Annotated in this window: 31 protein-coding genes, 1 other RNA gene and 1 pseudogene; 18 read left to right on the top strand and 15 right to left on the bottom strand. The window is 69.8% G+C overall.

The window, feature by feature from the left end; translation table 11 throughout:
- Positions 1–29 precede the first annotated feature (29 nt).
- The 15 genes from ACYVLJ_RS31185 to ACYVLJ_RS31115 all read left to right on the top strand — a co-directional run bounded on the left by ACYVLJ_RS31185 (position 30) and on the right by ACYVLJ_RS31115 (position 13,977).
- Entirely contained in the window at positions 30–1,070 is a 1,041-nt protein-coding gene (locus tag ACYVLJ_RS31185; RefSeq protein WP_460441360.1) for a hypothetical protein, read from the top strand.
- A gap of 1 nt (position 1,071) precedes the next feature.
- Entirely contained in the window at positions 1,072–1,449 is a 378-nt protein-coding gene (locus ACYVLJ_RS31180; RefSeq protein ID WP_460441359.1) for a hypothetical protein, read from the top strand.
- Positions 1,446–1,907: a hypothetical protein gene (locus ACYVLJ_RS31175; protein WP_460441358.1), complete on the top strand. Its 462-nt coding sequence runs from the start codon at positions 1,446–1,448 to the stop codon at positions 1,905–1,907. Before ACYVLJ_RS31180 ends, ACYVLJ_RS31175 begins: the two co-directional genes overlap by 4 nt.
- Before the next feature lies 1 nt (position 1,908).
- On the top strand, positions 1,909–2,691 hold the full coding sequence (locus ACYVLJ_RS31170; protein WP_460441357.1) for a hypothetical protein: 783 nt from the start codon (positions 1,909–1,911) through the stop codon (positions 2,689–2,691).
- Positions 2,692–2,706: 15 nt separating this feature from the next.
- Positions 2,707–3,141: a hypothetical protein gene (locus ACYVLJ_RS31165; RefSeq protein ID WP_460441356.1), complete on the top strand. Its 435-nt coding sequence runs from the start codon at positions 2,707–2,709 to the stop codon at positions 3,139–3,141.
- A 10-nt stretch (positions 3,142–3,151) separates the two neighbouring features.
- Positions 3,152–3,559, top strand: coding sequence for a hypothetical protein (locus ACYVLJ_RS31160; protein WP_460441355.1), 408 nt, complete (start codon positions 3,152–3,154; stop codon positions 3,557–3,559).
- Between the two features lie 19 nt (positions 3,560–3,578).
- On the top strand, positions 3,579–3,977 hold the full coding sequence (locus ACYVLJ_RS31155; RefSeq protein ID WP_460441354.1) for a hypothetical protein: 399 nt from the start codon (positions 3,579–3,581) through the stop codon (positions 3,975–3,977).
- A gap of 131 nt (positions 3,978–4,108) precedes the next feature.
- Positions 4,109–7,732: a hypothetical protein gene (locus ACYVLJ_RS31150; RefSeq protein ID WP_460441353.1), complete on the top strand. Its 3,624-nt coding sequence runs from the start codon at positions 4,109–4,111 to the stop codon at positions 7,730–7,732.
- 3 nt (positions 7,733–7,735) lie between these two features.
- The gene (locus ACYVLJ_RS31145; protein ID WP_460441352.1) at positions 7,736–10,918 is read left to right on the top strand and encodes a carbohydrate binding domain-containing protein; all 3,183 of its coding nucleotides are present in this window, start codon (positions 7,736–7,738) and stop codon (positions 10,916–10,918) included.
- Positions 10,919–10,933: 15 nt separating this feature from the next.
- On the top strand, positions 10,934–11,440 hold the full coding sequence (locus tag ACYVLJ_RS31140) for a hypothetical protein (protein WP_460441351.1): 507 nt from the start codon (positions 10,934–10,936) through the stop codon (positions 11,438–11,440).
- A gap of 31 nt (positions 11,441–11,471) precedes the next feature.
- Positions 11,472–11,702 (top strand): hypothetical protein, encoded by a 231-nt coding sequence (locus ACYVLJ_RS31135; protein WP_460441350.1) that lies wholly within the window; start codon positions 11,472–11,474, stop codon positions 11,700–11,702.
- A complete protein-coding gene (locus ACYVLJ_RS31130; protein ID WP_460441349.1) occupies positions 11,695–12,411 on the top strand; it encodes a hypothetical protein in 717 nt (238 codons plus the stop codon). Before ACYVLJ_RS31135 ends, ACYVLJ_RS31130 begins: the two co-directional genes overlap by 8 nt.
- The gene (locus tag ACYVLJ_RS31125) at positions 12,411–13,454 is read left to right on the top strand and encodes a glycoside hydrolase family 25 protein (RefSeq protein WP_460441348.1); all 1,044 of its coding nucleotides are present in this window, start codon (positions 12,411–12,413) and stop codon (positions 13,452–13,454) included. Before ACYVLJ_RS31130 ends, ACYVLJ_RS31125 begins: the two co-directional genes overlap by 1 nt.
- Positions 13,455–13,490: 36 nt before the next feature.
- The gene (locus ACYVLJ_RS31120) at positions 13,491–13,718 is read left to right on the top strand and encodes a hypothetical protein (RefSeq protein ID WP_460441347.1); all 228 of its coding nucleotides are present in this window, start codon (positions 13,491–13,493) and stop codon (positions 13,716–13,718) included.
- Entirely contained in the window at positions 13,711–13,977 is a 267-nt protein-coding gene (locus tag ACYVLJ_RS31115) for a holin (protein WP_460441346.1), read from the top strand. The genes ACYVLJ_RS31120 and ACYVLJ_RS31115 overlap by 8 nt, the downstream gene beginning before the upstream one ends.
- 684 nt (positions 13,978–14,661) lie before the next feature.
- Here ACYVLJ_RS31115 and ACYVLJ_RS31110 read toward each other — a convergent pair.
- From ACYVLJ_RS31110 to ACYVLJ_RS31055, 12 genes and pseudogenes are all read right to left on the bottom strand, one after another.
- Positions 14,662–14,871: a hypothetical protein gene (locus ACYVLJ_RS31110; protein WP_460441345.1), complete on the bottom strand. Its 210-nt coding sequence runs from the start codon at positions 14,869–14,871 to the stop codon at positions 14,662–14,664.
- Positions 14,872–14,906: 35 nt separating this feature from the next.
- Positions 14,907–15,176: a hypothetical protein gene (locus tag ACYVLJ_RS31105; RefSeq protein WP_460441344.1), complete on the bottom strand. Its 270-nt coding sequence runs from the start codon at positions 15,174–15,176 to the stop codon at positions 14,907–14,909.
- Entirely contained in the window at positions 15,176–15,430 is a 255-nt protein-coding gene (locus ACYVLJ_RS31100) for a hypothetical protein (protein ID WP_460441343.1), read from the bottom strand. The genes ACYVLJ_RS31105 and ACYVLJ_RS31100 overlap by 1 nt, the downstream gene beginning before the upstream one ends.
- Before the next feature lie 96 nt (positions 15,431–15,526).
- Positions 15,527–16,747 (bottom strand): helix-turn-helix domain-containing protein, encoded by a 1,221-nt coding sequence (locus ACYVLJ_RS31095; RefSeq protein WP_460441342.1) that lies wholly within the window; start codon positions 16,745–16,747, stop codon positions 15,527–15,529.
- Positions 16,748–16,878: 131 nt separating this feature from the next.
- The gene (locus tag ACYVLJ_RS31090; protein ID WP_460441341.1) at positions 16,879–17,223 is read right to left on the bottom strand and encodes a hypothetical protein; all 345 of its coding nucleotides are present in this window, start codon (positions 17,221–17,223) and stop codon (positions 16,879–16,881) included.
- 71 nt (positions 17,224–17,294) lie between these two features.
- A complete protein-coding gene (locus tag ACYVLJ_RS31085) occupies positions 17,295–17,690 on the bottom strand; it encodes a hypothetical protein (protein WP_460441340.1) in 396 nt (131 codons plus the stop codon).
- Positions 17,687–18,121 carry a hypothetical protein gene (locus ACYVLJ_RS31080; protein WP_460441339.1) on the bottom strand — a complete coding sequence of 145 codons (435 nt, stop codon included), beginning with the start codon at positions 18,119–18,121 and terminating at the stop codon, positions 17,687–17,689. Before ACYVLJ_RS31080 ends, ACYVLJ_RS31085 begins: the two co-directional genes overlap by 4 nt.
- Positions 18,118–18,507, bottom strand: coding sequence for a hypothetical protein (locus ACYVLJ_RS31075; protein WP_460441338.1), 390 nt, complete (start codon positions 18,505–18,507; stop codon positions 18,118–18,120). Before ACYVLJ_RS31075 ends, ACYVLJ_RS31080 begins: the two co-directional genes overlap by 4 nt.
- 3 nt (positions 18,508–18,510) lie before the next feature.
- On the bottom strand, positions 18,511–18,837 hold the full coding sequence (locus ACYVLJ_RS31070; RefSeq protein WP_460441337.1) for a hypothetical protein: 327 nt from the start codon (positions 18,835–18,837) through the stop codon (positions 18,511–18,513).
- Complete coding sequence (locus ACYVLJ_RS31065; RefSeq protein WP_460441336.1) at positions 18,834–19,382, bottom strand: hypothetical protein; 549 nt, start codon at positions 19,380–19,382, stop codon at positions 18,834–18,836. Before ACYVLJ_RS31065 ends, ACYVLJ_RS31070 begins: the two co-directional genes overlap by 4 nt.
- Before the next feature lie 114 nt (positions 19,383–19,496).
- Positions 19,497–19,673, bottom strand: a pseudogene (locus ACYVLJ_RS31060) (acyltransferase family protein); the annotation flags it as partial.
- 94 nt (positions 19,674–19,767) lie between these two features.
- On the bottom strand, positions 19,768–19,992 hold the full coding sequence (locus ACYVLJ_RS31055) for a hypothetical protein (RefSeq protein ID WP_451982208.1): 225 nt from the start codon (positions 19,990–19,992) through the stop codon (positions 19,768–19,770).
- A 130-nt stretch (positions 19,993–20,122) separates the two neighbouring features.
- On the opposite strand from ACYVLJ_RS31055, the gene ACYVLJ_RS31050 reads away from it, so the two are divergent.
- On the top strand, positions 20,123–20,773 hold the full coding sequence (locus tag ACYVLJ_RS31050) for a class I SAM-dependent DNA methyltransferase (RefSeq protein WP_460441335.1): 651 nt from the start codon (positions 20,123–20,125) through the stop codon (positions 20,771–20,773).
- On the opposite strand, the gene ACYVLJ_RS31045 is transcribed toward ACYVLJ_RS31050, so the two are convergent.
- The 3 genes from ACYVLJ_RS31045 to ACYVLJ_RS31035 are packed head-to-tail and all read right to left on the bottom strand — an operon-like array spanning position 20,758 to position 23,237.
- The gene (locus ACYVLJ_RS31045) at positions 20,758–21,399 is read right to left on the bottom strand and encodes a response regulator transcription factor (RefSeq protein WP_451982202.1); all 642 of its coding nucleotides are present in this window, start codon (positions 21,397–21,399) and stop codon (positions 20,758–20,760) included. The two genes, ACYVLJ_RS31050 and ACYVLJ_RS31045, sit on opposite strands and share 16 nt — an antisense overlap.
- A gap of 39 nt (positions 21,400–21,438) precedes the next feature.
- Positions 21,439–22,569, bottom strand: a complete 1,131-nt coding sequence (locus ACYVLJ_RS31040; protein WP_451982199.1) for a sensor histidine kinase — start codon at positions 22,567–22,569, stop codon at positions 21,439–21,441.
- Positions 22,566–23,237, bottom strand: coding sequence for a sensor domain-containing protein (locus ACYVLJ_RS31035; protein WP_460441334.1), 672 nt, complete (start codon positions 23,235–23,237; stop codon positions 22,566–22,568). Before ACYVLJ_RS31035 ends, ACYVLJ_RS31040 begins: the two co-directional genes overlap by 4 nt.
- A gap of 149 nt (positions 23,238–23,386) precedes the next feature.
- On the opposite strand from ACYVLJ_RS31035, the gene ssrA reads away from it, so the two are divergent.
- Positions 23,387–23,755: a transfer-messenger RNA gene (gene ssrA / locus ACYVLJ_RS31030) on the top strand.
- A 551-nt stretch (positions 23,756–24,306) separates the two neighbouring features.
- Complete coding sequence (locus ACYVLJ_RS31025) at positions 24,307–24,516, top strand: hypothetical protein (RefSeq protein WP_451982193.1); 210 nt, start codon at positions 24,307–24,309, stop codon at positions 24,514–24,516.
- Positions 24,517–24,518 lie beyond the last annotated feature (2 nt).

Raw genomic sequence — 24,518 nt, 5'->3', positions numbered from 1 at the left:
GGCACGGCCAAGACAGCAAGGGACCAGGAATGGCAGCCATCGCCTACGCGACGCGGGAACGCGTCAAGCGCGCGCTCGACAGCGCGCAGACCGTGCGCAACGACGCACAGGTCGACCAGGCGCTCTACGCTGCCACCACCTCGATCCGCGGCCTCACCCATCGCACGTTCTACCCCGACCGCAAGACCCTCCGGTTCGACTGGCCGTCCCGCCAGCGCGCCCGCTCCTACGTCGTGCGCCTCGACGCGAACGAGCTCGCCTCCCTCGAGGCGATGACCGCCGGCGGCGTGACCATCCCGACCGCCGACGTCCTGCTCTACCCCAACAGCGGCCCCCCGTACACGCGGGTCGAGATCAGCCTGGCCAGCTCGAGCGCACTGTCCTCCGGCGACACCCACCAGCAGGCCGTCGCGATCACCGGGGTCTACGCGGGCGCCCCGGTCGACGAGTCCGTCTCCGGCGCCCTGGTGGCCCCGCTCGACTCCTCGGCGACGGCGGTCACGGTGACCGACTCGAGCGTGCTCGGGGTCGGCTCCCTGCTCCGGATCGACGACGAGCGGATGGCCGTCACCGACAAGCGCATGCTCAGCACCGGCCAGACCGTGCAGAACACGCTCGCCGCACAGGCCAACGCCACCACGGTCACCGTCACCGACGGCACGGCGTACACGCCCGGCGAGATCGTGCTGCTCGACGCCGAACGCATGCTCATCATCGACGTGGCCGGCAACGACCTCATCGTGAAACGCGCATGGGACGGGACCGTCCTCGCCACGCACACCGGGTCCACCGTGTACGCGCCGCGGACGCTGATCGTCGAGCGCGGCGTGCTCGGAACGACCACGGCCACCCACGACGCCGCGGCGCCGATCCTGCGGTGGGTTCCGCCCGCCCTGGTCGAGAACCTCGCCGTCGCCGAGGCGCTCGTGACCCTCGGCTGCGAGCAGGCCGGCTACGCCACGCAGACCCGCTCGGGCGAGTCGGCCCGCTCGGTGACGCTGACGATCGACGACCTCCGGGACCGCGTCTACACCGAGCACGGGCGCAAAGCCCGGACCAGGGCGGTGTGACGTGGCCGACGTGATCATCTCCGGGCCGTTCTTCGATGACCGCAACCACACGGCGCGCCAGGCCATGGAAGACGAAGCCCTCGACCGCGTCGGCGGCCAAGGCCTCGCCGACGTCCACCTGAACCTCGACACCTCGATCCGGCACCCGACCCCGTACTACGAAACGCAAATCACGTCGGAGCGGTCAGGCGACGACCAGATCGTGCACGACCGCGGGATCATCTACGGCCCGTGGCTTGAGGGCACCGGATCCCGGAACAGGACCACACGGTTCAAGGGCTATGCGTCGTTCCGCCGTGCCGCGCAAACCCTCGACGCCAAGGTGCCGAATCTGCTCGTGCCGATCGTCGACCGTTGCGTGGAAAGGCTGAACGCATGACCGCGCCCGGAATCGACTACGCCATCTACCAGAACGCGCTCATGTCGCACGCCCAGGCGAGCGGACTGTTCGAGAAGGTCAACGGGCACGAGATCATCGACGCGCCCGGGCAGGGCGTGCACGCCGAGGTGTTCACCGACACCATCGACCCTGCCTCGTCCGGGATGGCCGCGACCTCGGTCAGGCTCGCCGTGCGCGTCCGGATCACCACCGACATGCACGGCGACCCGCAGGACGGCATCGACCCCCGCATCGTCCAAGCCGCCGGAGCCTTCATGGGTTCGGTGCACGCGGACTTCGAGGTCGACGGCAACGCCCGGTTCGTCGACCTGCTCGGCGCGCATGGCGTCCCGCTGTCGGCCCGGTCGGGCTACATCACCAAGGGCGGCCAGCAATACCGGGCGATGGACGTCGTCGTCCCGATCATCCTCAACGACGTGTGGGACCAGGAGGCCTGACGTGGCAAAGGCAAGTGGGCTCGGCGACGCCCTGTTCATCTCGGGCTACGACCTGTCCGGGGATACGCAGCAGCTCGGCAAGGTCGAGGGTACGCAGGCCGAGATCGACACCACCGGGATCGACAAGTCCGCCAAGGAACGGATCCTCGGTGTGCGCGACGGCGGCATCGACTACACGGCGTTCTTCAACCCCGAGACGATCGCCGGCGGCGGTGCCCGCGACGCCGCGCACAAGGTGCTCTCGGCGCTGCCGACCGCCGACCAGCTCGTGAGCTACTGCCGCGGTACGGCCCTCGGCGGCCCGGTCGCGAGCCTGATCTCGAAGCAGCTCGGCTACGCCGGGAAGCGCGCATCGTCGGGCGAGTTCACGTTCGACATTTCCGCGCTCGCCAACGGATACGGCCTCGAATGGGGCGTAGGCCTCACGGCCGGGAAGCGCACCGACACCGCGGGCACGAGCGGCACCGGCGTCGACATGGGACTCGGGTCGTCCGGAACCGGTCCGTCGACGTTCGGCGCTCAGTTCTACCTGCACGTGTTCTCCGTCACCGGAACCTCGATCACGGTCAAAATCCAGGAGTCCAGCGACAACGGCGTCGGCGACGCCTGGACGGACGTCGTCGGCGGCGGGTTCACCGCGGCCACGGGCATCACGTCGCAGCGCATCGCGACCGCGAGCAACCAGACGGTCGAGCGGTACCTGCGGGTCACGACGACCGGTGTGTTCACCAACGCAGTCTTCGCCGTCGCCGCCATCCGCAACGACGTCGCGACCACCTTCTAGACGGGAGAACCGGCTATGCCACTGCAAGGAATCGCGGGACGCTCCCGCTACCGGATCGCGGCGCCGCTGGACACGCACTACCGGGTCGCGAGCTGCGCCGAGTCCGATTGCAGCCGGTACCGCGAGGGATTCACCGTCATCGTCGACGAATCCACTGACCTCGGCCAGGCGCAGGCCGCGCACCTGCGCGCCGACAGGGAACGCCGGCACCGCGAGACCCGCAACGAGGCCGGGCTCACGGTGTTCATGTACGCCCCCGGGCAAGAGTGCTTCAACGTCGTCCGGCACGACGGCCGGCCGCGGCACGGCCACTACATGCCGATCCAGCGTCCCGAGCTGTATCTCGTGCACAGCACGGGATCCGACCCCGTTCTGCACTCCGGGCCCGATGCGTGGGTCGACGATTTCTGCACCAACCAGGACCGCGTCGCGCGGCTGATCAACGGATAGGAGCACCACAATGGCGAAGCAGTCCGGTCTCGGGTGGACCACCTTCAGTGTCGACGACTCCGGCGGCACGGCCCGGGACATCCGCAACGACACCACCAACCTGGACTTTGACACGCCGCGCGCCACACAGGACGTCACCGGTCTGGACAAGTCGGCCAAGGAGGAGCTGCTGCTGCTCGCCGACTTCACGGGCACGGCGACCGGCGTGTTCAACGCGGCCGCGACCAAGTCGCACGACGTCCTCAAGACCGTTCCCTCGACGAGCGTCAACCGCACGATCTCGCTCGGCGTGGGCGGCGTGTCCCTCGCGAACGAGTGCGTCCTCACCGGCTACAGCCTCAAGCGCTCGGCCTCCGGCGAACTGACCTGGGACGCGCCGTTCATGCTCGCCGACGGCGCCGTCCCGACCTGGGCCTGAGTCCAGAAAGGACAACGCGATGGGCTTCAACGCCAACCCAACGGTCTACCGGCTCGAATTCGAGGACCCCCAATTCGAAGGCCTGGTGGTTCGCATCCGCCACGGGTCGATCCAGATCCGCGCCGACTTCGACAAAGCCGTCGGATGGCGCGAACAGCTGGAAGTGTTCGTGCGCGCCCTGGTCGAGTGGAACCTCGAAGACGACGAGGGCAAGACCTTGCCGTTCACCGTCGAGGCGCTGCTCGGCACGCAGGACAACGTCGTCAACGCGATGCTCAACGCCTGGGTGGACGCGGGGCGCCCACCGGCCCCTTTAGAGCAGCCGTCGACGAGTGGCGAGAGCTCGTCCGCACCGCCGAGCGACGAGGCGATGAGGGAGCTCGAAAGCTCGCTGTCGATGCAAAGCCTCACCGCCTGAAGTTCAACGACTGGGTGCTGCGGCAGGCCGAACGGTTCCACGTGCTGCCTACCGCGGTGCTCGACGCCGACGACCGGTTGATCGAAGTGCTCGAGCTTGAAACGTACGCGTACAGGGAGGAGGCGAGCTAGGTGGGAAACGACGTCCGCATCCGCGTCCACTGGGAAGACCCCGACGGCAGGAAATTCCAGCAGGCCCAGACAGCGAAGGCGAGAAAGGCCGGCGCGGCTGCGGGCGACGAGTTCGCGAAGACCACCCGCGAGAAGGTCAGGAAGGCCGGCAGCGATGCGGCCGATGAATTCGAGGGCAGCTTCTCCGGCAAGCTCACGAAGACGTCGATCGCCGCCGCGCAGAAGGCTGGCCAGGAGGCCGCGAAGTCCTTCTCGGGCAGTTTCTCCGGCCAGCTGGGCCCCGACGTCGTTCCCGTAGCGGAGAAGGTGGGGAAGGACTCCGGCGACGCGTTCGGGGACAAGCTGATCGCCGCCAGCAAGCGCGGCACCACCAAGGCCACGAGCGCCATCGAGCGGGAGCTCAACAGCGCGCAGGCGAAGATCGCCGCGGTCGGCGAGCAGATCGGCGACGCGGCCGGGCACGGCATCGAGGAGGGCGTCAAGGGCGGCGCGCGCCGCGGCGGCCAGGCCGTCGACGGCGAGATGTCCCGGGTGGCGTCGCGGGCGAACAAGGTGTTCGACGTCAAGCTGTTCAGCGGCCTCTCGGTCGGGCTGCCCGCGGCCGCGGCGATCGGTGCCGTGGGCGCGGCTACCGCCCTGGCTCTGCCGGGCGCCGCGGTGGTCGGCGTGTCCGCGCTGATCCTCCGCAACAACGAAAAGGTCCAAGGCGCGTTCAACGACCTGTCGAACAACGTGATCGCCGACAGCGAGAAGATGGCCGGCGTCATGGCCGGGCCGCTCGCCGGGGCGGCCGGCCAGCTGCAGGTCTCGTGGGACCGGCTGCGGCCGCTGGCGCAGTCGGCGTTCCGGGCGACCGTCCCCGAGGTCGAGACCCTCACCGGCGCGGTCACGGACCTCGCCGAGGGCGCGATGCCCGGACTCGTCACCGGGCTCAAGGCGAGCCATCCCGCGCTGCTCGGCGTGCGTGTCCTGTCCGGCGAGGCCGGCAAGGGCCTCAGCGAGTTCTTCGCGAACGCCTCGCAGGGCAGCGCGGGCGCCGGCCAGGGTATGACGATTTTCGCGGGCACACTGCGGATGGTCGAGGCCCGAGCCGGGACGCTGTTCGCAAACCTCGCGAACGGCAGCTCCGGGCCGCTTATGCAGCTGCACGTCGTCCTCGACCAAACCACGGGCGCGCTCCTGGACCTGACCTCCCACGGCTCGGCAGCTATCGGCTTCTTCACCGGATTCGGCTCGGCCGCCGGCGGCACGATCGCGACGCTGCACGGCGTGCTCACGATCCTCAACGCGCTGCCCGAGGGCGTCGGCCAGTTCGGCGGCGCGATGACGGCCGCAGCGATGATCGGGAACAAATTCGGCCTCGACCTGGGCGCCCAGTTCACCGGCATCAAGGACAAGGTCAAGGCCGCGGGCAACGAACTGTCCGGCATCGACAAGTTCGCGGCCAAGGCTGGCACAGCGGTCGGTGCGCTCGGCGCGGCGGCGATCTCCCCGACGACGCTGGCGGTGGCCGGGCTGGCAACCGGGCTGATGATCCTCGGCCAGCAGCACCAGGACGCGGCAGCCGACGCCTCGGCCCAGGCCGCCCGTGAGCGGGACCTCGCCGCGGCCCTACGCGAATCGAAGGGCGCGATCACCGAGTCGGTGCGCGCGAAGGCCGCCGACAAGCTGCAGAACTTCGTGCTGCACGACGGCACCCGCAACCTCCTCGCCGACACCCAGAAGCTCGCCGGCCCCCAGGGCGTGCAGCTGCTGACCGACGGCTACCTCGGCAACACCGATGCGGCCAAGAAGCTGAGCACGCAGCTGCGGCAGACGGTGGACGAGCACTCGCACCTGGCGAAGCTCGACGACTACCTCGGCCCGGTCAACCGGCTCCGCACCGGAGCCGGCGGCCTGATGCTGGCCATGGACGACACCGGGTTCGCCGCGAAGCAGCTCGCGGACATCATCGACAGCAGCAGTGGCGAGTTCGCGAATGCCGCCAAGTCGAACGAGGCCTACGGGATCGCGGCGCAGGGCGGCGTGAAGCCGATGAACGCCCTCGAGGCCGCAACGGAGGGCCTGCGAGACGCGGCATCTGGTAGCGAAGAGCGGCTCTCGGCGCTGGTCGACGTGCTCAACATCCTCGAGGGCCGCAACGCATCCTTCGAGGAGTCCATTCAGAGCGGCAACGACGCGCTGCGCACGATGGAGCAGAACCTCAAGAAGGGCATCGACAAGGCCGACGGGTTCGGCAAGGCGCTGCTCAACGCCGACGGTTCGGTGAACACGTTCACGGCGAACGGGTCGCAGCTGCAGGACCTCGCGACCGGGCTGCAGTCCTCGTTCGCGAAGGCTGGCGGGTCGATCGACGAGATGGTCCGCAAGGGCATGCCGTTCGACCAGGCGGTCAAAAAGGTCAACGACGGGCTGGCGACCCAGCGGGACCGATTCGTGTCGATCGCCGAGAAAATGGGCCTCACGAAGCAGGAGGCTCAGGGGCTGGCCGACAAGTACGGGCTGATGCCGCAGGAGATCACCACCCGCATCACCGCGGACACGAAGCAGGCCCAGGACGCCATCAACGCGCTGCCGGACATCGCGGCGGCCACGAAGGGCGCAGTCCCGATCTCCGCCGACACGAACAAGGCCACGGGCCAGATCAACACCACGGTGCAGTACGCCGACGGCTCAACCGGCGTGATCACGTTGGACGGCAACAAAGACCCCGTCACCGGCAAGATCATGGTCGCGGTGCAGTACGCCAACGGCCAGCACACCTACATGACGATCGACGCGTTCAACCAGGCCGCGCGCGACCGGACGCTCGAGGCCAAGCGGAACGCCGACGGCACCGTGGCGTACATCATCGTCGGCGCGGACACCCGCCCTGCCGAGAACGAGGTTCAGGGGTTCGTCAACCGAAGGTACGTGGCCACGGTCTACGTGCAGACGAAGATGTCCGGCGTCAACCCCGTGTCCCTGACCGGGCCGCGGCGGGCCGTCGCCGGAGGCGGGTTCGTCGGCAACGCCCCGCTCCGGAAGTTCGCGGGCGGCGGCATCATGGACATCCGCCCCGGCGGTCTGCTCAGCGGGCCCGGCACCGGGACGTCGGACTCGATCCTCGCACTGTCGGCGACCGGGCCGGCCGGTGTGTCGACGGGGGAGTACGTCGAGCCTGCGAACCGCGTGACGCCGCGGACGCTGCCGATCCTCGAGGCGATCCGGCAGGGCACGTTCAAGGGGTTTGCCTCGGGCGGGCTGATCCAGGCGGAGGACGGCAGTTGGGTGCCGTCGTCGTTCTATGGCCCGGCGCCGAAGGGCCCGCATCCGATGCTCACGGAGCAGGGGTACGCGAAGCTGCGGGCGCAGGCGACCGCGAGCGGGATCGGGTCGCTGCCGCAGATCCTGCAGGACCAGCTGCGCACCTACGGCGGATGGGTCGACGCCCCGCCGGCCAGCGCACCGTCCTCGAGCGCGCCGCGGTCGTCCTCGGGCTATCGGGGGCGTAGTGGCGGGGGCACGGTGACGTTGGAGGTCGTGTCGTCGGGCAATGCGCTGGACGAGCTGTTGGCGCAGCTGATCCGGAAGTACGTGCGGGTCCGCGGCGGCAACGTCCAAACGGTGTTCGGGAGGGGATGACCGATGGCGTTCCCGCAGACCCCGTTGGACCTCAGCGTCGAGCTGTTCGTCGACGGCGCCTGGTCGAACATCACCTCGGACGTGTACCGGCGCGGCATGATCGAGATCAAGCGCGGCCGCGAAAACGAGGAGTCCGACGCCTTCACCACGTGCACACTGCAGCTGAACAACCGGCTCGGGAAGTACTCGCCGCGAAACCCGCGGTCGTCGCTGTACGGGAAGATCGGCCGGAACACGAAGCTACGCGTCCGGCAGGGGACGAAGACGGCGTCGGCCCTGGTGCTGCCCGGCGCACCGTCCGGCACGGCGTCCACACCGGACGCGGCCGTCGTCGACATCACCGGCGACATCGACATCCGCGCCGAGATCACCCCGACCACCTGGCGCCCCGCTCTCAATAAGGCGATCGCAACGAAATGGACCAGCGTCGCCGCCGATCAGCGCTCCTGGGACCTGCTCCTCGCCGTCGGCGGCTACCTCCTGTTCTTCTGGTCCACCGACGGCACGATCTCCACACAGCTGTCGGCCAAGTCGACGGTCGCCGTGCCCGAGGGCACCGGCCGCCTGGCCGTCCGCGCGGTCCTCGACGTCAACAACGGCGCCAGCGGGAACACGGTCACCTTCTACACCTCGTCCTCCATCGGTGGCAGCTGGACCCAGCTCGGCGCACCGGTCGTCACCGCGGGCACCACCTCGCTGTTCAACAGCAGCGCGGACCTCGTCATCGGCGGCGGCATGATCTCCTCGGCGTCGAACCACCTCGCCGGAGACGTCCACAAGTTCGAGCTGCGCAACGGCATCGGCGGCACGGTCGTCGCCAACCCCGACTTCACGGCCTACGACACCGGCGTCAGGTCGATCACTGACGGCACCGGCCTCGTATGGACGATCAACGGGAACGCCGAGTTCTCCAACGACTCCACACGATTCGCGGGCGAAGTGTCGGCGTGGCCTCCCCGCTGGGACGTGACCGGCAGAGATGTGTGGGTTCCCATCGAGGTATCGGGCCCGCTGCGCCGCCTCGGCCAGGGCCAGGCGCCACTCCGGTCGCCGATGTTCCGCTCGATGACCGCCGATTCCCAGGCACGCGTCATCGCCTACTACCCCTGCGAGGACGCCCGCGACTCCCAGCAAGTCGCCTCCGGCATCGGCGGCGCACCGCTCGGCGCGTACACGAACGTCAGCAAGGCCGAATTCGCCGCCAACACCGACTTCGCCTGCTCCGCCGCGCTGCCGAAGATGAACAACGGCTGGTTCGAAGGAGGCGTCCCCGGCGGAGAGGACACCGGCGAACTCCGGATCTGGTCGCTGCTGTCCGTCCCGGTCGCCGGCGTGGCGACCTCCGTTCAGGTGCTGAACATCCGAACCTCCGGGACGCTCGGGGAAGCGATCCTCGAGCTCAACCCCGATGGCTCGATGCGGATCCGGATGCGCGACAGCGCACATAACGACGTCTACCTGTCGGCAAACGCGGCGTACGCCGTCAACGGAAAACCTGCCCTGGTCGGCATCTGGCTGCAGCAGCGCGGCCCGGACATCGAGTGGCAGACGATGCGCTACGACGTCGCGTCGGGGGTTCTCAACGTCGCCAGCTTGACCCTGGCCGGATACACGTTCGGGCACGCCACGTCGATGGCGGTCGGCATCGGCGGCCAGCTCGGCGACACCGCGATGGGCCACGCAGCGGTGATCGACCGGAACACCAACGCGATCTACGACATCATCGGCTCGACACTCGCCGGGTGGAAAGGCGAAGCGACCACCGACCGAGTACTGCGGCTGTCCGCCGAAAACGGACAGGCCGCGACCGCCAAGGGCGGCGGCGCCCTCTCCGAAGAGCTCGGCGTGCAAGGCCTCTCCGGCTATTTTGACCTTGTCAAGGAAGCCGCCGACGCCGACCTCGGCGCGCTCGGCGAACGCCGCGACTTTCCCGCGATCCACTACCGCGCACGGGAATCCTTCTACAACCAGACTCCCGTCGTCCTCAACTACCACACCGACCTCGGATCCCCGCCCGAACCCACCGAGGACGACGAAGCGCTCCGCAACGACGTCACCGTCACCCGCAAGGACGGCAGCTCTTTCCGCGCCATCGAAGAAACCGGGCCGCTGTCAGTCCTCGCCCCACCCGACGGCGTCGGCCGCTACGACGAAGGCCTCACGATCAACATGGCCGCCGACACTCAGCTCGGCGACCAGGCCGGGTGGCGCCGGCACCTCGGCACGATCGACGAGGCCCGCTTCCCGAAGGTGCACGTCAATCTCGCGCGGAAGAACGGCTCGCTCATCAGCACGCTCAAGCCGGTGGACATCGGGGACCGGATCCAGATCTCGAACCCGCCGGCCTGGCTGCCGCCGGAGAACATCGACCTGCTCGTGCAGGGCTACACCGAAACCCTCGGGAACTTCGAGTGGGACATCGTGTTCAACTGCACGCCAGGGTCGGCATGGACGATCGGCGTGGCCGACAGCACGGACGCCCGCGCGGACGGCATCTCGGCGATCGCCGCGGACATCACCAACAACGCCACGATCATGTACGTCGCCACCACCGACGGTCCTGTGTGGACGACGGACCCGGCGCAGATGCCGATCCCGCTCATGGTCGGCGGCGAAGAAATGTCGGTGACCGCGATCTCCAACGCGCTGCTCGCCAACCCGGGATTCGAGACCGGGGTGTCGCCGTGGACGTTCGGCGGCGGCACCGGAACGCAGTCCTCGACGCAGAAGCACTCCGGCACGTTCTCCGGCCGGTTCGTGCCGGACGGGGTATCGGTCACGAGCGCGTGGCTGTCGGAGGCGATCCCGTGTGTCGAGGGCGCGCCGATCACGCTGTCGGGGTGGGCGTGGTTCACCTCGTCGCACACCAGCAAGTTCTCGCTGTCGATCAACTTCTATACCGCCGCAGGGGTCTACATTTCGACGCAATCGGCCTTCCAGTCCGGCAGCGCCGCAACGTGGACCCAATACAGCAGCACCTACACCGCGCCCGCGGGTGCGGCGCAGATGCGGGCGGCGCCGCTGCTGACCGGGACTCCGGCCGCGGCGCAGATCTGGTACGTCGACGACCTCGTCTTCGGCGGCGTCCAGAAGTTCACGATCACGCGCTCGGTCAACAGCATCGTCAAGGCCCAAACGTTCGGTACCACCGTCGAGCTCGCACGCGCTCCCCGAGCAGGCTGGTAGAAGGGAGGAGATCTCGTGTCCATTTTGGCCGGTGAGAAGCTCACAGCGGACAAGCTCAATACGCTCGAAACCGCGCTCGTCGCCCGGCACCGCCGCACTACGTCGTCGACGACCACGACCGCGACGACCGTCGGAACATCGCAGGGCGTGTGCCGCCTCGACGACATCGCGGTGAAGTCCGGGCGGCTGTACCGGGTGACGGTGAAGGGCGGCATCTTCAGCACGAACACCGGCCGGGTCCGCTCCCTGATCACCTACACCACCGACGGCTCAACACCGACGGGGTCGAACGCGATCCTGAAGGACATCGCGATCGGCACATTGGCGACCAGTGTGGTGGTGCCGTACGAGAACATCGGGTTCTTCACCCCCGGGTCGGACCTCGCGTTCTCGGTGCTGCTGTCGGTCTACATCGTCACCGGCGCCGGCACATCCGGGACGTACGCGGACGCGGGCTGGCCGACGGAGCTCCTGATCGAGGACTGCGGGACCGACACCGGCAGCGTCGGAACGAACATCTGATGACCGTCCACAAAGCACGAAAGGGGTGACGGTGGGTGACTTCGCTTCCCTGCTTCCGTCCGCTGGTCCGTCGACGTTGTTCCTCATCGTCCTCATCGTCCTGCAGCGCTTGTGGATCCGGGCCGAGCGCCGCGCGGACGCGCTCGCGAAACAGCTGCACTCCGAACGCAAGCTGCTCGACGAGGAGACCGCCAAGAGACGCAAGGCCGAGGAGGACCTCGCGAAGCTCAAGCGGCGTAAGGGCGGTGACGTAGATGCGTAGCCGGACCGCGATCGTCGCGTTCATCCTGTCCGTGGTCGCGCTCGCCGCGGCGGCCTGGTCGACGATCAGCCCGATCGTCATCAAGCAGGACGCGGCCGCCGTGCAGACGCAGGCGAAGTCGCTCGGCGAGTTGGTGACCGACGTGTGCGCGAAGGGCGGAGCCGCGGCCGCCGAGCTCGGCCCGAACGGCGCGTGCGTCAAGGCCGCTGAGGTGCAGGGGCAGACACCGATCGCCCAGGCGTCGGTGACGCCGGCGCAGCTGCGCCAGGCGGCCAAGACGGCCGTCGTCGAGTTCTGCGCGGCGCCGGAGCATCCGTGCCGTGGGCCCGAAGGCGCGAGCCCGAATTTCGACCTAATCGTCGACGCGGTCGTCGCGAAGATCCCGACGCCGCACGATGGCCGCGACGCGCCGACCCCGGACTACAAGGCGCTTGTCGCCTCGTACTGCGGGCAGCCGGACGAGCCATGCCGCGGGCCGAAGGGCGAAAAGGGCGACTCGCCGCCGTGCCTCGCCGAGCCCAGCCAATGCCGCGGCGCGACTGGTGAACGCGGTCAGCCGGGCCCGACGTGCCCGGACGGCTACGAACTCGTCGACGCGGTCATCACCGGCAAGGACGGCAAGACCTACTCGGGCAAGGCCTGCATCGACCGGAACAGCTCGGAGCCACCGCCGAGCACCGACCCGCCCCTACCCCTCGGAGGTAACTGATGGCACGAGGTACCGACGTCCACCCGTTCTACCAGCGCGGTCTCCGCTGGGACCAGGTGAGCGACATCGCCTTCGCGTGGGTCAAGGTCTCCGACGGCGGCGCCCCGTACACCAAGACCGACGGGAAGGTGGTCTACCGGCCGGACACCCACGTGGCCGGCGCGAAGTCGCGCGGCATTCCGGTCGGCGGCTACCACTACGCGCAGCCGTCGCCCGCTCCGGAGCAGCAGGCCGACGTGCTGCTCGGCGAGGTCCGGCGGCTCGGAGCCACCACGGTCGTCCCGATGCTGGACCTCGAGGCGCCGTTCAAGCCCGACGCCGCGGCGAAGGCCTTCGCGATCGCGTTCTGCCGCCGGGTCGCGGCGGCCGGGTTCCGGCCGGCCGTCTACATGAGCTCGTCGTGGGCGGCCGCGCTGCGGCCGGACCAGTGGGACGTGCCGGGCCTGGTGATCGTGATCGCCCGGTACGGCGCCCGCCCGGAGGCGGCCGGGTCGGCCCGGTACGTCGGCCGCTACGACGTGCACCAGTACACGAGCGGCGGGTTCCTGCCCGGCTCGTCCGGGCTGGTCGACCTCGACGAGTCCTACACGAACAACCACTTGCTCACGGAAGGAACCGACGACATGACCCCCGAGCAGGACACGATGCTGCGCTCGATCCTCGACGCGGTGAAGCCCGTGCCGATCGAGGTCGGCCCGAAAGACCCGACCACCGGCAAGGCGCCCACGCAGATGAAGACGCTGAACGAGATGGCCGGGAACCTCTACGGCGCGACGTTCTTCTACAGCAACTACATCACCGGCCCGGACGGCGACCGGATGCCTCCGATCCTGTCGATGGTCGCGAAGGCCGCGACCGGTGTGGACGTCGACGAGGAACAGCTCGCGAAGCACGTCGAGGAGGCCGTCGCCAAGGCGAACGACGCGTTCCTCGTCGACGTCAAGGAGGCGGTGCTCGACGTCGTCGGGCAGGACAACACGGCCCAGGCGGACGCGATCGTCGACCGGATCGCGTCCCGGCTCGGCACGAAGCCGGCCGCCTGACCGAGGCGGCCGAGCCCAACGGAAAGGAGAACGATCATGGCGCTGCGCGCGAAGATGTGCCCGACTCAGAAGATCGAGACGGGCGTCGGCGAGAACCGGCAGGTGCAGGTGCAGTTCCTCGCCGTCGGTGGACCCGAGAACGAGGAATGGGCCCGGTACACCCCGTCCGGGAACCTGACGCTGAGCCTCAAGGGCGGGATCGCCGACCAGCTGGCGCTCGGCAAGGACTACTACGTGGACATCACGGAGGCGACCGATGCCTGAGGCCACGTTCCTGACCCGCGCCGGGGTGTTCGTGCGGGACCTGGCCGAGCGCGTCGGCTCGACGTTCGTCGAGGCCTTCGCCGGGACGCTCGTCGCCAGCTGGACCGGTGTCATCCCGGCGGACTGGCGGGGCTGGCTGACCGGCGCCGCGTTCGCGGCCGCGCTGGCCACGCTCAAGGGCCTCGTCGCCAAGGCGTCCGGCGACTCGGCGACGGCGTCTTTGCTGCCGTCGGTCGCGACGCGCCGGAGCGCCGGCTGAGGCGCCGCTTCGCTGGACATGGGCACGGCCCCCGATCCCTTGGATCGGGGGCCGTGCTGCGCACCGACTTCCGTTATCGGTGCGCGGGGGATGCCGCCGCTGCCCTGGGGATAACACCCGTTCCTGGCGTGGGCGGGGTGTGGCGCGGCCGGCGTGAGGCAGTTAGTCGTCCTCGGGTTCCTCTTCCGCCGCGGCGTCGTCCGCGCGGCCTTGCGCTGCGCGGTCCTCGAGCTCGTCGTCGGTTTCGTATCGCCACGCCATGGTGATCAGTCCTCGTCCGGGTCGCGCTTGGGGGGCTCGCCGTCTTCGGGGTCCGCGCTGTCGACGATCCACCAGCGCAGCAGGGTGGGTTTGGGCCTCATGCTGGGTGGGCTCCTTTCTTGTGTTCCCGTTCGGTGGGCGGCAGGGTGTGTGCGGATGCCGCCCACCGAACGGCCCGCGGTTGCGGGATCCTGGCGTGCTCGAGGCAGAGAGCGCGCCGGGACGGTGGGGTCCGCCCGCCCCGTGGCGACCCTGCAGACCAATGGACAGGGATGGGTTTCGCCGTCGGGGGACGGTGGGGCGGGCGGAGCTTGGAACCTGCCGGACTCGCCAAGGAGGACGTGAGGGCGGCGAGTCCGGCAGGCGTGCCGCGCGAGCCGCCGAAAGATCGCGCGGCGTGCCCGGCTCAAGCGGACGGGAGGGTCAACGCTTGGGCCGGGACGCAGTGGGGGAGAGGTTCACGCAGGCCGGGCAGAACGGCATCCCGCTGCGATAGCGGGCGTCGGCCGGGATGCACAGGGGGTGCCCGGTGCACGGGGCGACGTAGGCGTAGCCGTCGATGTAGCGCGAGGTCTTCGCGCCGGGTGGGACGTAGTGCTGCAGCTGCTGCCCGGAGCCGGGTGCGGTGACCATCCATTCGCCACGCGACGGGGCGATCGGCGGCGCGGTCACGGCGCGCCCCCGGTCCCGGTCGTCGGCAGCGGCGCCCGGCGGTTGCAGTTCGGGCACGGCGTCCCGCCGTCGAGTTCGACCGTGAGGTCCCTCAGGTTCACGCCGCCGCCGCCGAACTCCTGGCAGAGGTAGAGGGCGCTGGGGATCTCCGGTCGCAAGCGGGGCCCGTAGCACCAGTGGATCTCGTCGTCGCGGACATCGCGCCGCGGGTAGAAGTCGGCGCCGGCGATAGTGATGCGGGTGCGGATCGTGGTGTCGGCGGTCATCACACGCCGCCTCGGCGTTCGTCGCCGAGCAGCTCGGCCAGCGTCTGCCGCATGTTGCTGATGATCTCCGGCCCGTTGCTGATCCGGCCGTCGTTGCGCAGGACGAGCGTGGGGCCGCCGGGGATGCCGAGCGCGCCGACTTCGCCGGCCGGGTTTCGGGGGTCGCGGGTCTTCCCGGTGACGACCTTCACGAACTTCCCGGTGGTCAACTCCGCGTCCGCAATATGTTCGTCTCGCCATCCCATCAAGCTCATGACCTGCCCCGTTGCTCGCCGCTTGCTGACATTGCACAGACGCTAGAGCTGGGCAAACGGGCGACGGGTACGGTTTGTACCCTCACCCGATCAGCGTTAGGCGACCAACCCCACCCGGTTGCTGAGGTCCCGAACCGCGGCCCGCTCGCCGGCCGGTGGGCGGTTGCGCAGGTCGACGATCATGTCTCGGGCGAAGCCGTTGTAGCTGATCGTCTCTCCGGCCACGCGCTGCGCGCGGTCGAGCGTGGCCAGCACCGCGGCTTGGTCGTCCTCGAGCGCGTGTACCCGGGCGACTTCGATCAGGTGCCGGCTCCGCCGAGCCAACGAGGGGATCAGGACCGGATCCAGCGATTCGACAGCTCGTCGTGCTTCGCCGACCCGGCGGAGCTCGACACCGAGAGTCACCGCGTGCGCGCGCATGACGCTTTGGGAAAACGAGCTCTGTGTATGGCGGTAGTCGGGGCCGAGCCCGTCGGCCACGCGCTGCGCAGCCTCCCAGTGCGCCCACGCCTCACCGTGGCGTCCGCGCCGGGCGTGCACGTAGGCGATCTCCGCGTCGAGCGCGCCTGCCATGCCTCGCCAGTCGACCGGGGCACGGTCGAGGTAGGGCAGCAGCTGGTGTTGCGCGTCGGTCGCCAGGGAAACCGCTTCGTCCCAGCGGCCCGCGTCGCGCAGGGCCTGGACCATCGCCCACGCGCCGCCGGCGATCGCGTACGGGTCGTCGGCTTCCTGTGCCTCGGTCAACGCGCGGTCGGCGACCATCCAGACCAGTTCGGGAGACGGCTGGTAGGCGACGAAGAAGTCGGCCAGCTGGTACACGCCGGAGAGCACCCGGCGCGCCTCGCGCCGCTCTGGGCCGGTGAGCCCCCGCGCTGCGTTTTGCGCGTCGCTGATGAGGCCAGGGAGCAAAGCACCGAGCTGCGTCCGGTGATCCGGCGACGAGTGCCGGACCATCCACGCTGTGCGCAGCCGCTCGGCGAGGTGCGGCAAGGAGATGGACGACGGCGACGCCGAGATCCTGTACTCGGTCAGCGCGGCCTGTACGGCGGAGAGGGCCGCGTGTCGTTGGCCGGCATAGACGGTGACCGGAACGGCGTGCCCGTTGCCCGTCAGATCGGCGAGGTCGTCGAGCTCGAGTGCTTGCGCGATGCGTAGCAGCATCGGGAGTCGTGGAGTCTGGAGGCGGAGGGACTCGACGGCCTTGAGCCATTCGGTGGACTTGCCGAGTAGACCGGCGAGTACGGGGCGGGACATGCCGGCGCGCTCGCGGTACTTCTTGATCCGCTTGCCGACGGGCAAGGCATCATCGTCGGTCATCTCGGCCACCTCACCGGTCCACGACGAACATAAACACACATCGTCGAGCACAGGATACGACGAGGTCCCGCCGCCTCGAACCCGCGGCGGAACCTCGCCCGTCCGGGCCCGTTCGGACCGGGCCCGGACTGCTACGCGGCCGCGGCCGGCGGCGGCCCGGCCGGCGCCGACCGCCGGACCGCCAACGCGCCGGCGCCCACGAGCACGGCCAAGCCGAGCGCACCCCACCCGAACCCGCGGCGCGCCGACAGCGCGCTGTCGCACGCCGCCTGGAACCCGGAATAGCTCGCGTCGCTGCCGGCCAGCGAATTGACGTTCGAGTCGCTGACGGCGCGGCTCATGTCGGTCGTGAAGCCGGTCCCGCACGAGACGGTCCGGCCACCGGCTGCGGTCGCGGTCACGGTGACGCTGAGGAAGATCAGCGCGACGACGGCGACCACGGCGCAGGCGATCGCGATGACGGTGCGTGGCTTCATGCCCGCAGGGTCGTGTCGATCACGAGCCGTGTTACTCGGTACCCCACTTCCGGCGCCGGCTGGTGCGGGGATCACGGGACCGCCTCCGCCCGCACGCGGGACCAGGCGACGCAGGTCTTGACGAACACGCCCCACCAGGCCAGCAGCACGCCGAGGTTCGGCAGCACGAACGCCGGCTCGTGCAGCCGCACCCGGTACTCGACCCCGATCACCCAGACCAGGTAGAGCGAGAGCGCGGCGAACACCACGAACCAGGCCCGGAACATGGCGAGCCGGCTGACCGGCTTCCGCGCCGCGACCGCGGGCACCGACTCGACCAGGTCCTGCTCGTCGATGGTCGTAGCGTGCTCGGCCTGGCGGAGCAGCGCGCGCAAGCCGGCCTCGGTGTCGGCGTGCTGGTCGAGCGTGGTCTGCATGCGCTCGGACATGCCACGCAGGTGGGAGTCGAGCTGGCTGTCCGTGATCATCGCGGCACCACCTCGAGCAGGCGGCCGGCACCGTCGACCGTGTCCGTGTCGCTCGCGGCGAACTCCGGCTCGCTGCCGTCTGGGTTACGGTGCCCGTCGATCGCCGAGACCGGCTCGCACCAGCACGACAGCGACAGCGTGTGGAACCGGGTGTCGAGGACGTGCGGCGGCGCGTCGACCGCGGCGACCGCCTCCTCGACGGTCACGCCGAGCTCGTCGGTCAAGGCCTTCAGCAACCCGGGGTGCCCGACGGCCGGCGGCGTGAGCAGCTCGGCGACGGTCATCGCGGTGATGGCCTGGTTGCGGTCGAGCGCGAGGTGCGGGCACCACGACGAGCGCCAGTACTCGCGCTGGCCGGGGCGGACGGCGATGCGGCGGGCGGTGTGCGGGGTGACGTCGCTGGTCATCGCTCGCTCGGCGATGGCGGTCACAGCACACCTCGGATCTCGCACACGTAGTCGCAGTCGCAGTCCGGCGCGGAGCACGGCGTCCGGGTGTGCACCGGCGCAGCCGGCAGCGGCGGCTGCACTCCGACGGATCCGAGGTTGCGGACGTAGCGCTCGCGGATGTCCCACACCTTCCGCCGGTCGTGGCCGGCGTAGCCGAGGTCGATCGCGATCGAGTACGAGTTCTGCTCGCGGCAGTGGCCCGAGTTGCGCGCGTGGTAGGCCTCGACGGTCCGCGCGAACCACTCGTCGGTCAGCTCGGCGGGAAACACCTGCTGGGTGCCGTCCTCGTCGACGTGGCTGCCCGGGCCCCACGGCGCGGCCGGGAGACACCAGCACGGCGAGATCAGGGTGTGCAGCTGCTCGATCATCACTCACCACCCCGCCGGTCGAGCCACGCCCGAGCGGCACGCCGACCACGGGCTCAGCTCGGCGCACGCCGGGCAGTTGCCGCGGCATTCGCCGAAGTCCGCGCACAGGCAGATCTTTTCCAGCGTCGCGACGAGCGCCCGAGCGCCGGTCAAGAGCTGCCCGAGAACTTCACGCGGCAGTCTCGCGGCGGCCTGCTCGGCCCAGTCCGGCGAGCCGTCGACGGTGCAGTGCGTGACGATCCGTGCGACCTGCGCGGCGACGTCCTGCGGGTCGGGGCGCTGCGTCCGGCGGACCGCGGACGCAGCGTCGACGACCGGCCGGACGTTCACTGCGCGGTCTCCGGCGTCGCGCTGGTGACGGCGCGCAGCTGGGCGGCGACGTCGGCCGGGGTGGTGTCCAGCACGTCGGCGATCTGCCCGAGGCCCTTTCGGACACGCGACATGACCGGCTCGGAGGGGCGGTCGAGGATGGCGCGGATGTCCTCCAGCACCTGGTCGGGATCCCGCCAGTCGTCCAGCACGGCGCGGATCTCGGCGAGCTGGTCCTGCTTTCCGCGCATCGCCTGGAACATCTTTTCGCCGTGGGCGCTCGCGCTGCGGTAGTTGTCCATGAGCGGTGCGATCGCGTGCTTGGCGCCGCAGGTCTCGCACGTGACGGTGATCGGCTCGCGCGGCCACGGCACGGTCCGCGGCCCGCAGGCGCACTCGATGGGGCACGGTTCGCCGGCGAGGAGGAGGCGCTCGTCGAGCTCGGCGGCGATGCGGGCGGGGTCGTAGCCGAGGTCGAGGGTCTGCCGGATGGCGTCGGCGACGGCCGTCTGCAGTTCGGTTCGCCACGGCTCGGTCTGGGGTTCGGCCGTGTTCGGTTTCGTCATGATCATGCTCCCGGGAGAGGGCCCTTGCGGGTCCGTCTTCCGGTAGTGCGACGGGCCCGCTAGTGTGTGCTTAAAGGGCCCTTTCCGCAGGTCACGGCTTTTGTGACACTAAGGAGGCATCTCCTGGGACAGCCAGGTCACGACCCACCAGCCCGGCGTCGCGAGGGCGTTCCCGGTGGCGAGGTGGCCATCGGAGTAGGACAGCACCGGCATGACCCAGTGCTGGCCGATGACGGCGAGGATGGCCCCCGCCCGGACGACGTCGAGGAAGCGGTCCCGGCTCGTTTGCATGCTGTTCAGCCTGGTCGGTCCGACCTGCGGGAACAGCGGTGCTGACCGGCGTCTTCGGGGTCCTGTTCACCCCCGGGCGATGCGGGGGTTCTCCCTACCTCAGGTTGTCCGGCTCGGGTTCGTGCCGCGTCGCGGCGACGCGGTACTCCCAGCCGTCCTCGGTGAGGCCGAGCTCGTAGCGGGTCTCGATCTTCGGGCCGCCGTGCAGGTGGATGTGCCGGATCACCGTGCCGGGCACGGGTTCGGCGTCGCCGAGTTCCTGGACGCGGCCGTCGAGCGGGCCGCCGAAGAAGCGGACGCAGCGGGTTTCGTCGGACATCTGCGCGCTCCTTTCCGACGGGTCCGCCCATGGTAGGTGAGCGGTGTGCGAGGTGCCGCCCGCGGAACGGGTGACCCTACGTCCACCCTACGGGACTTGCGGTCACCGTCCGTGGATAGTGTTCCGGTTCGTGACCGAACCCGCGTACCTGACCAGCACCCGGACCGCGTACGACACCGTCGCCGATGCCTACGCCGAAACGCAGCGGGACGCGCTGGCCGCGAACCCGTGGGACCGGGCCGTACTGGGCACGTTCGCCGAGCTGGTGGGCGGTGCGGGCCCGGTCGGCGACCTGGGCTGCGGGCCGGGCCGGCTGACGGGTCACCTGGCGTCGCTCGGGCTGGACGTGTTCGGCGTGGATCTTTCCCCGAGCATGGTCGCCGCGGCCCGCCGGGCGCACCCGTCGCTACGCTTCGAAGTCGGTTCGCTGCACGCGCTGGCGCTGGAAGACGGCACCCTGGCGGGTGCGCTGGCGTGGTACTCGCTGATCCACACCCCGCCGGAGGAACTGCGTCCGGTGGTGGCGGAACTGGCGCGGGTCCTGGCCCCGGGGGGCCGCCTGCTGACGGCGTTCCAGGTCGGCGACGAACGCCGCCACGTCTCCCAGGGCTACGGCCACGAGGTTTCCCTGGACGCGTACCGCTTGCCGCCGGACTTCGTCGCGGACCTGTTCGAGGACGCCGGTTTGGCGCTGGAAGCGCGGTTGGTCAGAGAGCCGCAGGAGCCGGAGAAAACGCCTCAGGCGTACCTGCTGGCCCGGAAACCTCAGCGCCCCAAGTAGGTCAGCACCGCGCGGACGCGGCGGTGTTCCTCAGCGCTCGCTTCGAGGCCGAGCTTCGAGAAGATGTTGCCGATGTGCTTTTCGACCGCGCCGTGCGAAACGACGAGCGAGTTCGCGATCGCCGTGTTCGAAAGGCCTTGGGCCATCAGCCCGAGGACCTCGGACTCGCGGGCGGTCAGCGCGTCGAGCGGGTTGCGGCGGCCGCGGGCCATCAGCTGGGCGATGACGTCCGGGTCGATCGCCGTGCCACCGCCCGCCACCCGGCGGACCGCGTCCAGGAACTCCGCGACGTCCGCGACGCGCTCCTTCAGCAGGTAGCCGACCCCGCCGGCGCCGCCGGAGAGCAGTTCCACCGCATACGACTCCTCGACGTACTGCGAGAGCACCAGCACGGGCAGGCCCGGGATCTCCTTACGGGCCGCCAAGGCCGCGCGCAGGCCCTCGTCGGTGAACGTCGGGGGCATCCGCACGTCGACGATCGCCAGATCCGGGCGGTGTTCCTTCACCGCGCCGAGGAGGTCGTCCCCGTTGTCGACGGCCGCCGCCGTCTCGATGCCCTCGTCGGCGAGCAGGCGCGTGACCCCCGCCCGCAGCAGGACGGCGTCCTCGGCGATGACTACCCGCATCCGGCCCCCAGGTTCGTGGTTGAACGGGAGCCAGCTTATTCACCATTGGCAGGGGAGGTCAGCCCGGATTACGGTCGGCCCGCCCACCGGGCTGACCACGGTGATCACACCGTCGATCGTCGCGGCGCGGTCGGCCAGGCCGGCCAGCCCGCCGCCGGGGCGCACCTCGGCGCCGCCGTGGCCGTTGTCGGTGATCTCGACGACGACGTGGTCGTCGGTCCGCCACACCTTGACGGCTGCTTCGGACGCTCCGGAGTGCTTCGCGATGTTCGTCAGCGTCTCGCCGACGATGAAGTACGCCGTCGTCTCCACCGCGGCCGGCGGGCGCGGCTCGACGTCCACCCGCACGTCGACCGGGATCGGCGACTTCGCCGCCTGCGCCGACAGCGCCGCGTCCAGCCCGCGGTCGCCGAGCACCGCCGGGTAGATCCCGCGCGCCAGGTCACGCAGCTCCGACACGGCGAGCTTGGCGTCCGAGTGCGCCTCGTCGATCAGCTCCCGCACCGCCTCCGGGTCCTGGTCGAACTTCGACTTCGCCCGCCCGAGGCTCATCGCGACCGCGACCAGCCGCTGCTGCGCGCCGTCGTGCAGGTCACGCTCGATGCGGCGCCGCTCCGCCTCCGCCGCGTCGACACCCCGCGCCCGCGAAGCCTGCAGCCGCTCGGCCTTCTGCTCGAGCCGTTTCGTGCGGTTCGGGCCCAGCAGCGCGACACCCAGCTCACCGTGCAGCCAGCCCAGCCACGGCGTCACCCAGATCGCCATCGGCAGCAGCACGATCGACGCGATCGCGATCGCCAGCTCCGCGCACGCCAGCGGGAACGCCGCCATCAGGTACGCCAGGTCACGCCACGTCGTCGGGTCGCTCAGCCGCGTCATCCACCGGCGCAGCAACGGCAGGCCGTCGTACGGGCGCCGCTCCACCGGCGGCAACGGCACCCGCAGCATCGCGCCCAGCCACGCCCGCTCGCGGTCACCCGACCAGCGGATGAAGCTCGTCGTCGCCAGCAGGATCGGGAACCCGACCCACACCACCGCCGTCCCGACCCCGACCGCGATCCCGGTGACGATCAGCACGAACTGCACCAGCCGGAAGACGAAGCTCACGATCATGTACACGATCGTGCGAGCCGGGTGCGGCCGCGGGTGCTCCGGCAGCTGCTCGCCGCTCATCCCGCCACCAGGTTCTTCGCGTCCGCGTCTTCCCACCAGCGCTCCATCCGACGACGCTGGGCCACGGTCGTCCCCAGCAGCGCGTTCGCCACGCGGGCGTGCACCCCGGCCAGCGCCTTCGTCAGCGCCACCGACAACGCGATGAACAACACCCCCAGCGCTGCCCACGGTAGCGCTTCCACCGTCGAATCCACGGTCAGCCACCGCACGTCGTAGGCCGGGAAGTAGTACGCGCCGTCCGGCAGCCACCGGAAGTAGACCGGCAGCCCCGCCAGCGCCAGGCTCGTCGACCAGAACGTCGTCACCAGCACGAACTCGACGACGCCCAGCGGGAACAGCACGAAGAAGTACGCCATGTCCCGCCACGTCGCCGGGTCCTTCAGCCGGCCCTTCCACCGCGCCTTCTGCCCCTCGGGCAACGGCAGGTACGGCAGATCGACATACCGGTCCAGCAGGGCGTAGACCCGCGCGCGCTCCAGCCTGGCGGCCCCCCGCACCGCCAGCACGAGCACGGCGAGCAGGCCCACCCCCACCCACACGACCGCCGTCCCCAGCCCCGCCGCCGTGAACGTCGTCAGCAGCGCGAACGCCAGCACCCCCAGCGGCAGGTTCATCAGCAGGAACACCACCGAACCACCGAACGGCGGATCACGCCTCTCGCTACCCATCACCGGGCTCCCTTCTGCCGGAGTCCAGGTTCGACCATTCCGCCAGTTCAGGACATGGTGCGCGCGGGCATCCCCACGGTAGGGCCAGCCCTACCCCACGGAAAGCGGTCGCGCGGCGAGGTATGATGGTCAGGTTGTGTTCCCACCAAGGGGGTGAACGGTTTCGACTTTGGACGTTGATTCAGGAGAAGCGTGCCGGTGCAGGCGAGAGACCACCGTTAAGCGTCATCGCAACCAAATAAGCGCCGACTCCAGTCAGCGCGAGTACGCCCTCGCTGCCTAAGCGAGTGCGTCTCTGTCGGCCCGGGTTCGCCTCCGGCCCGGGTACCGGCATCAGCTAGGAGGCTCAGCGGCAGTCCCGGCCACGGGGAACTGTCGTGAAGCAAACAGTGGCTGGGCTCGTCACCTCGGCTTGTTCGCGTGACCGAGGGAGCCAAGCAGAGACGTAGCGGACTGCGCACGGAGAAGCCCTGTTGATACGCCAGAGGACCCGGGTTCAATTCCCGGCACCTCCACTTCGAGAAGGCCTACGCCCCTTCGGGGCTGGGCCTTCTCTTCGTTCTCGGGTGTTTGTTCGGGGGTCGGACCCCCGAGCCCCCGCCAGGCGGGCTTCGCCCCCTGGACCCCCGCTCCGGGGCTTCGCCCCTGGGCCCTGCTTGGTCGGGGCTTCGCCCCTGCCCCTGCTTGGTCGGGGCTTCGCCCCTTTCTCCGGGGGCTTCGCCCCGGACCCTGCCTTTGGGGCTTCGCCCCTTGCCCCCCTCGTGGGGCCGCGCTCGGTCGCTGCGCTCCCGCCGAGCCGTGCTGGTTCCTTCCCTTCCTCTGCTCTGCGCTGCGCCTGTGCACTCGGCCAGCCGACTCCCCGTGCGTTGCTGCCAGGTCCGCACCTCCCAGCCCAGCCAGCCCAGCCAGCCCAGCCAGCCCAGCCAGCCCGATCAGCCCAACCAAGCCAGCCCGGCTACCACAGGTTTGGGCTTGTGATTGGCCCCACTTGTGGGTGAATTTTGTGTGAGTGTCATGCTGATGGCCCGACCATGGCTCTGCACCCGTGGGGCCGGAAGTAGGTGGCCAGATGACCTGGGCCCGGCACAGTGGCAGCTCCACCGCCAATGATGAAGACAGCCGCATGGGGGTTATGCGGGCTGAGGAGGCGGAACGGCTGGCCGAGCAGAATGATCGGGCCGTTATCACCGTGGCCTGTCACTCCTCGAATGTTAATGAGTGCGCTGAGTTGCTTGCCATGCTGGGGCTTGATGCCGGGCGGCGGCACAAGACCGCCTGAAC

The organism is Amycolatopsis stemonae (genome assembly GCF_054781455.1).
Note: the sequence above shows the minus strand (reverse complement) of the source record. Positions and strands in the feature narration are given on the sequence as shown.

What these genes read in the sequence shown, in the direction of transcription:
- ACYVLJ_RS31120 (WP_460441347.1), top strand. Translation starts at nt 13,491, where the DNA reads ATGGCGCTGCGCGCGAAGATGTGCCCGACTCAGAAGATCGAGACGGGC.
- ACYVLJ_RS31165 (WP_460441356.1), top strand. Translation starts at nt 2,707, where the DNA reads ATGCCACTGCAAGGAATCGCGGGACGCTCCCGCTACCGGATCGCGGCG.
- ACYVLJ_RS31095 (WP_460441342.1), bottom strand. Translation starts at nt 16,747, where the DNA reads ATGACCGACGATGATGCCTTGCCCGTCGGCAAGCGGATCAAGAAGTAC.
- ACYVLJ_RS31105 (WP_460441344.1), bottom strand. Translation starts at nt 15,176, where the DNA reads ATGACCGCCGACACCACGATCCGCACCCGCATCACTATCGCCGGCGCC.
- ACYVLJ_RS31125 (WP_460441348.1), top strand. Translation starts at nt 12,411, where the DNA reads ATGGCACGAGGTACCGACGTCCACCCGTTCTACCAGCGCGGTCTCCGC.
- ACYVLJ_RS31130 (WP_460441349.1), top strand. Translation starts at nt 11,695, where the DNA reads ATGCGTAGCCGGACCGCGATCGTCGCGTTCATCCTGTCCGTGGTCGCG.
- ACYVLJ_RS31090 (WP_460441341.1), bottom strand. Translation starts at nt 17,223, where the DNA reads ATGAAGCCACGCACCGTCATCGCGATCGCCTGCGCCGTGGTCGCCGTC.
- ACYVLJ_RS31085 (WP_460441340.1), bottom strand. Translation starts at nt 17,690, where the DNA reads ATGATCACGGACAGCCAGCTCGACTCCCACCTGCGTGGCATGTCCGAG.
- ACYVLJ_RS31055 (WP_451982208.1), bottom strand. Translation starts at nt 19,992, where the DNA reads ATGTCCGACGAAACCCGCTGCGTCCGCTTCTTCGGCGGCCCGCTCGAC.
- ACYVLJ_RS31175 (WP_460441358.1), top strand. Translation starts at nt 1,446, where the DNA reads ATGACCGCGCCCGGAATCGACTACGCCATCTACCAGAACGCGCTCATG.
- ACYVLJ_RS31110 (WP_460441345.1), bottom strand. Translation starts at nt 14,871, where the DNA reads ATGGTCACCGCACCCGGCTCCGGGCAGCAGCTGCAGCACTACGTCCCA.
- ACYVLJ_RS31155 (WP_460441354.1), top strand. Translation starts at nt 3,579, where the DNA reads ATGGGCTTCAACGCCAACCCAACGGTCTACCGGCTCGAATTCGAGGAC.
- ACYVLJ_RS31145 (WP_460441352.1), top strand. Translation starts at nt 7,736, where the DNA reads ATGGCGTTCCCGCAGACCCCGTTGGACCTCAGCGTCGAGCTGTTCGTC.
- ACYVLJ_RS31025 (WP_451982193.1), top strand. Translation starts at nt 24,307, where the DNA reads ATGACCTGGGCCCGGCACAGTGGCAGCTCCACCGCCAATGATGAAGAC.
- ACYVLJ_RS31045 (WP_451982202.1), bottom strand. Translation starts at nt 21,399, where the DNA reads ATGCGGGTAGTCATCGCCGAGGACGCCGTCCTGCTGCGGGCGGGGGTC.
- ACYVLJ_RS31185 (WP_460441360.1), top strand. Translation starts at nt 30, where the DNA reads ATGGCAGCCATCGCCTACGCGACGCGGGAACGCGTCAAGCGCGCGCTC.
- ACYVLJ_RS31160 (WP_460441355.1), top strand. Translation starts at nt 3,152, where the DNA reads ATGGCGAAGCAGTCCGGTCTCGGGTGGACCACCTTCAGTGTCGACGAC.
- ACYVLJ_RS31075 (WP_460441338.1), bottom strand. Translation starts at nt 18,507, where the DNA reads ATGATCGAGCAGCTGCACACCCTGATCTCGCCGTGCTGGTGTCTCCCG.
- ACYVLJ_RS31035 (WP_460441334.1), bottom strand. Translation starts at nt 23,237, where the DNA reads ATGGGTAGCGAGAGGCGTGATCCGCCGTTCGGTGGTTCGGTGGTGTTC.
- ACYVLJ_RS31100 (WP_460441343.1), bottom strand. Translation starts at nt 15,430, where the DNA reads ATGAGCTTGATGGGATGGCGAGACGAACATATTGCGGACGCGGAGTTG.
- ACYVLJ_RS31065 (WP_460441336.1), bottom strand. Translation starts at nt 19,382, where the DNA reads ATGACGAAACCGAACACGGCCGAACCCCAGACCGAGCCGTGGCGAACC.
- ACYVLJ_RS31040 (WP_451982199.1), bottom strand. Translation starts at nt 22,569, where the DNA reads ATGAGCGGCGAGCAGCTGCCGGAGCACCCGCGGCCGCACCCGGCTCGC.
- ACYVLJ_RS31115 (WP_460441346.1), top strand. Translation starts at nt 13,711, where the DNA reads ATGCCTGAGGCCACGTTCCTGACCCGCGCCGGGGTGTTCGTGCGGGAC.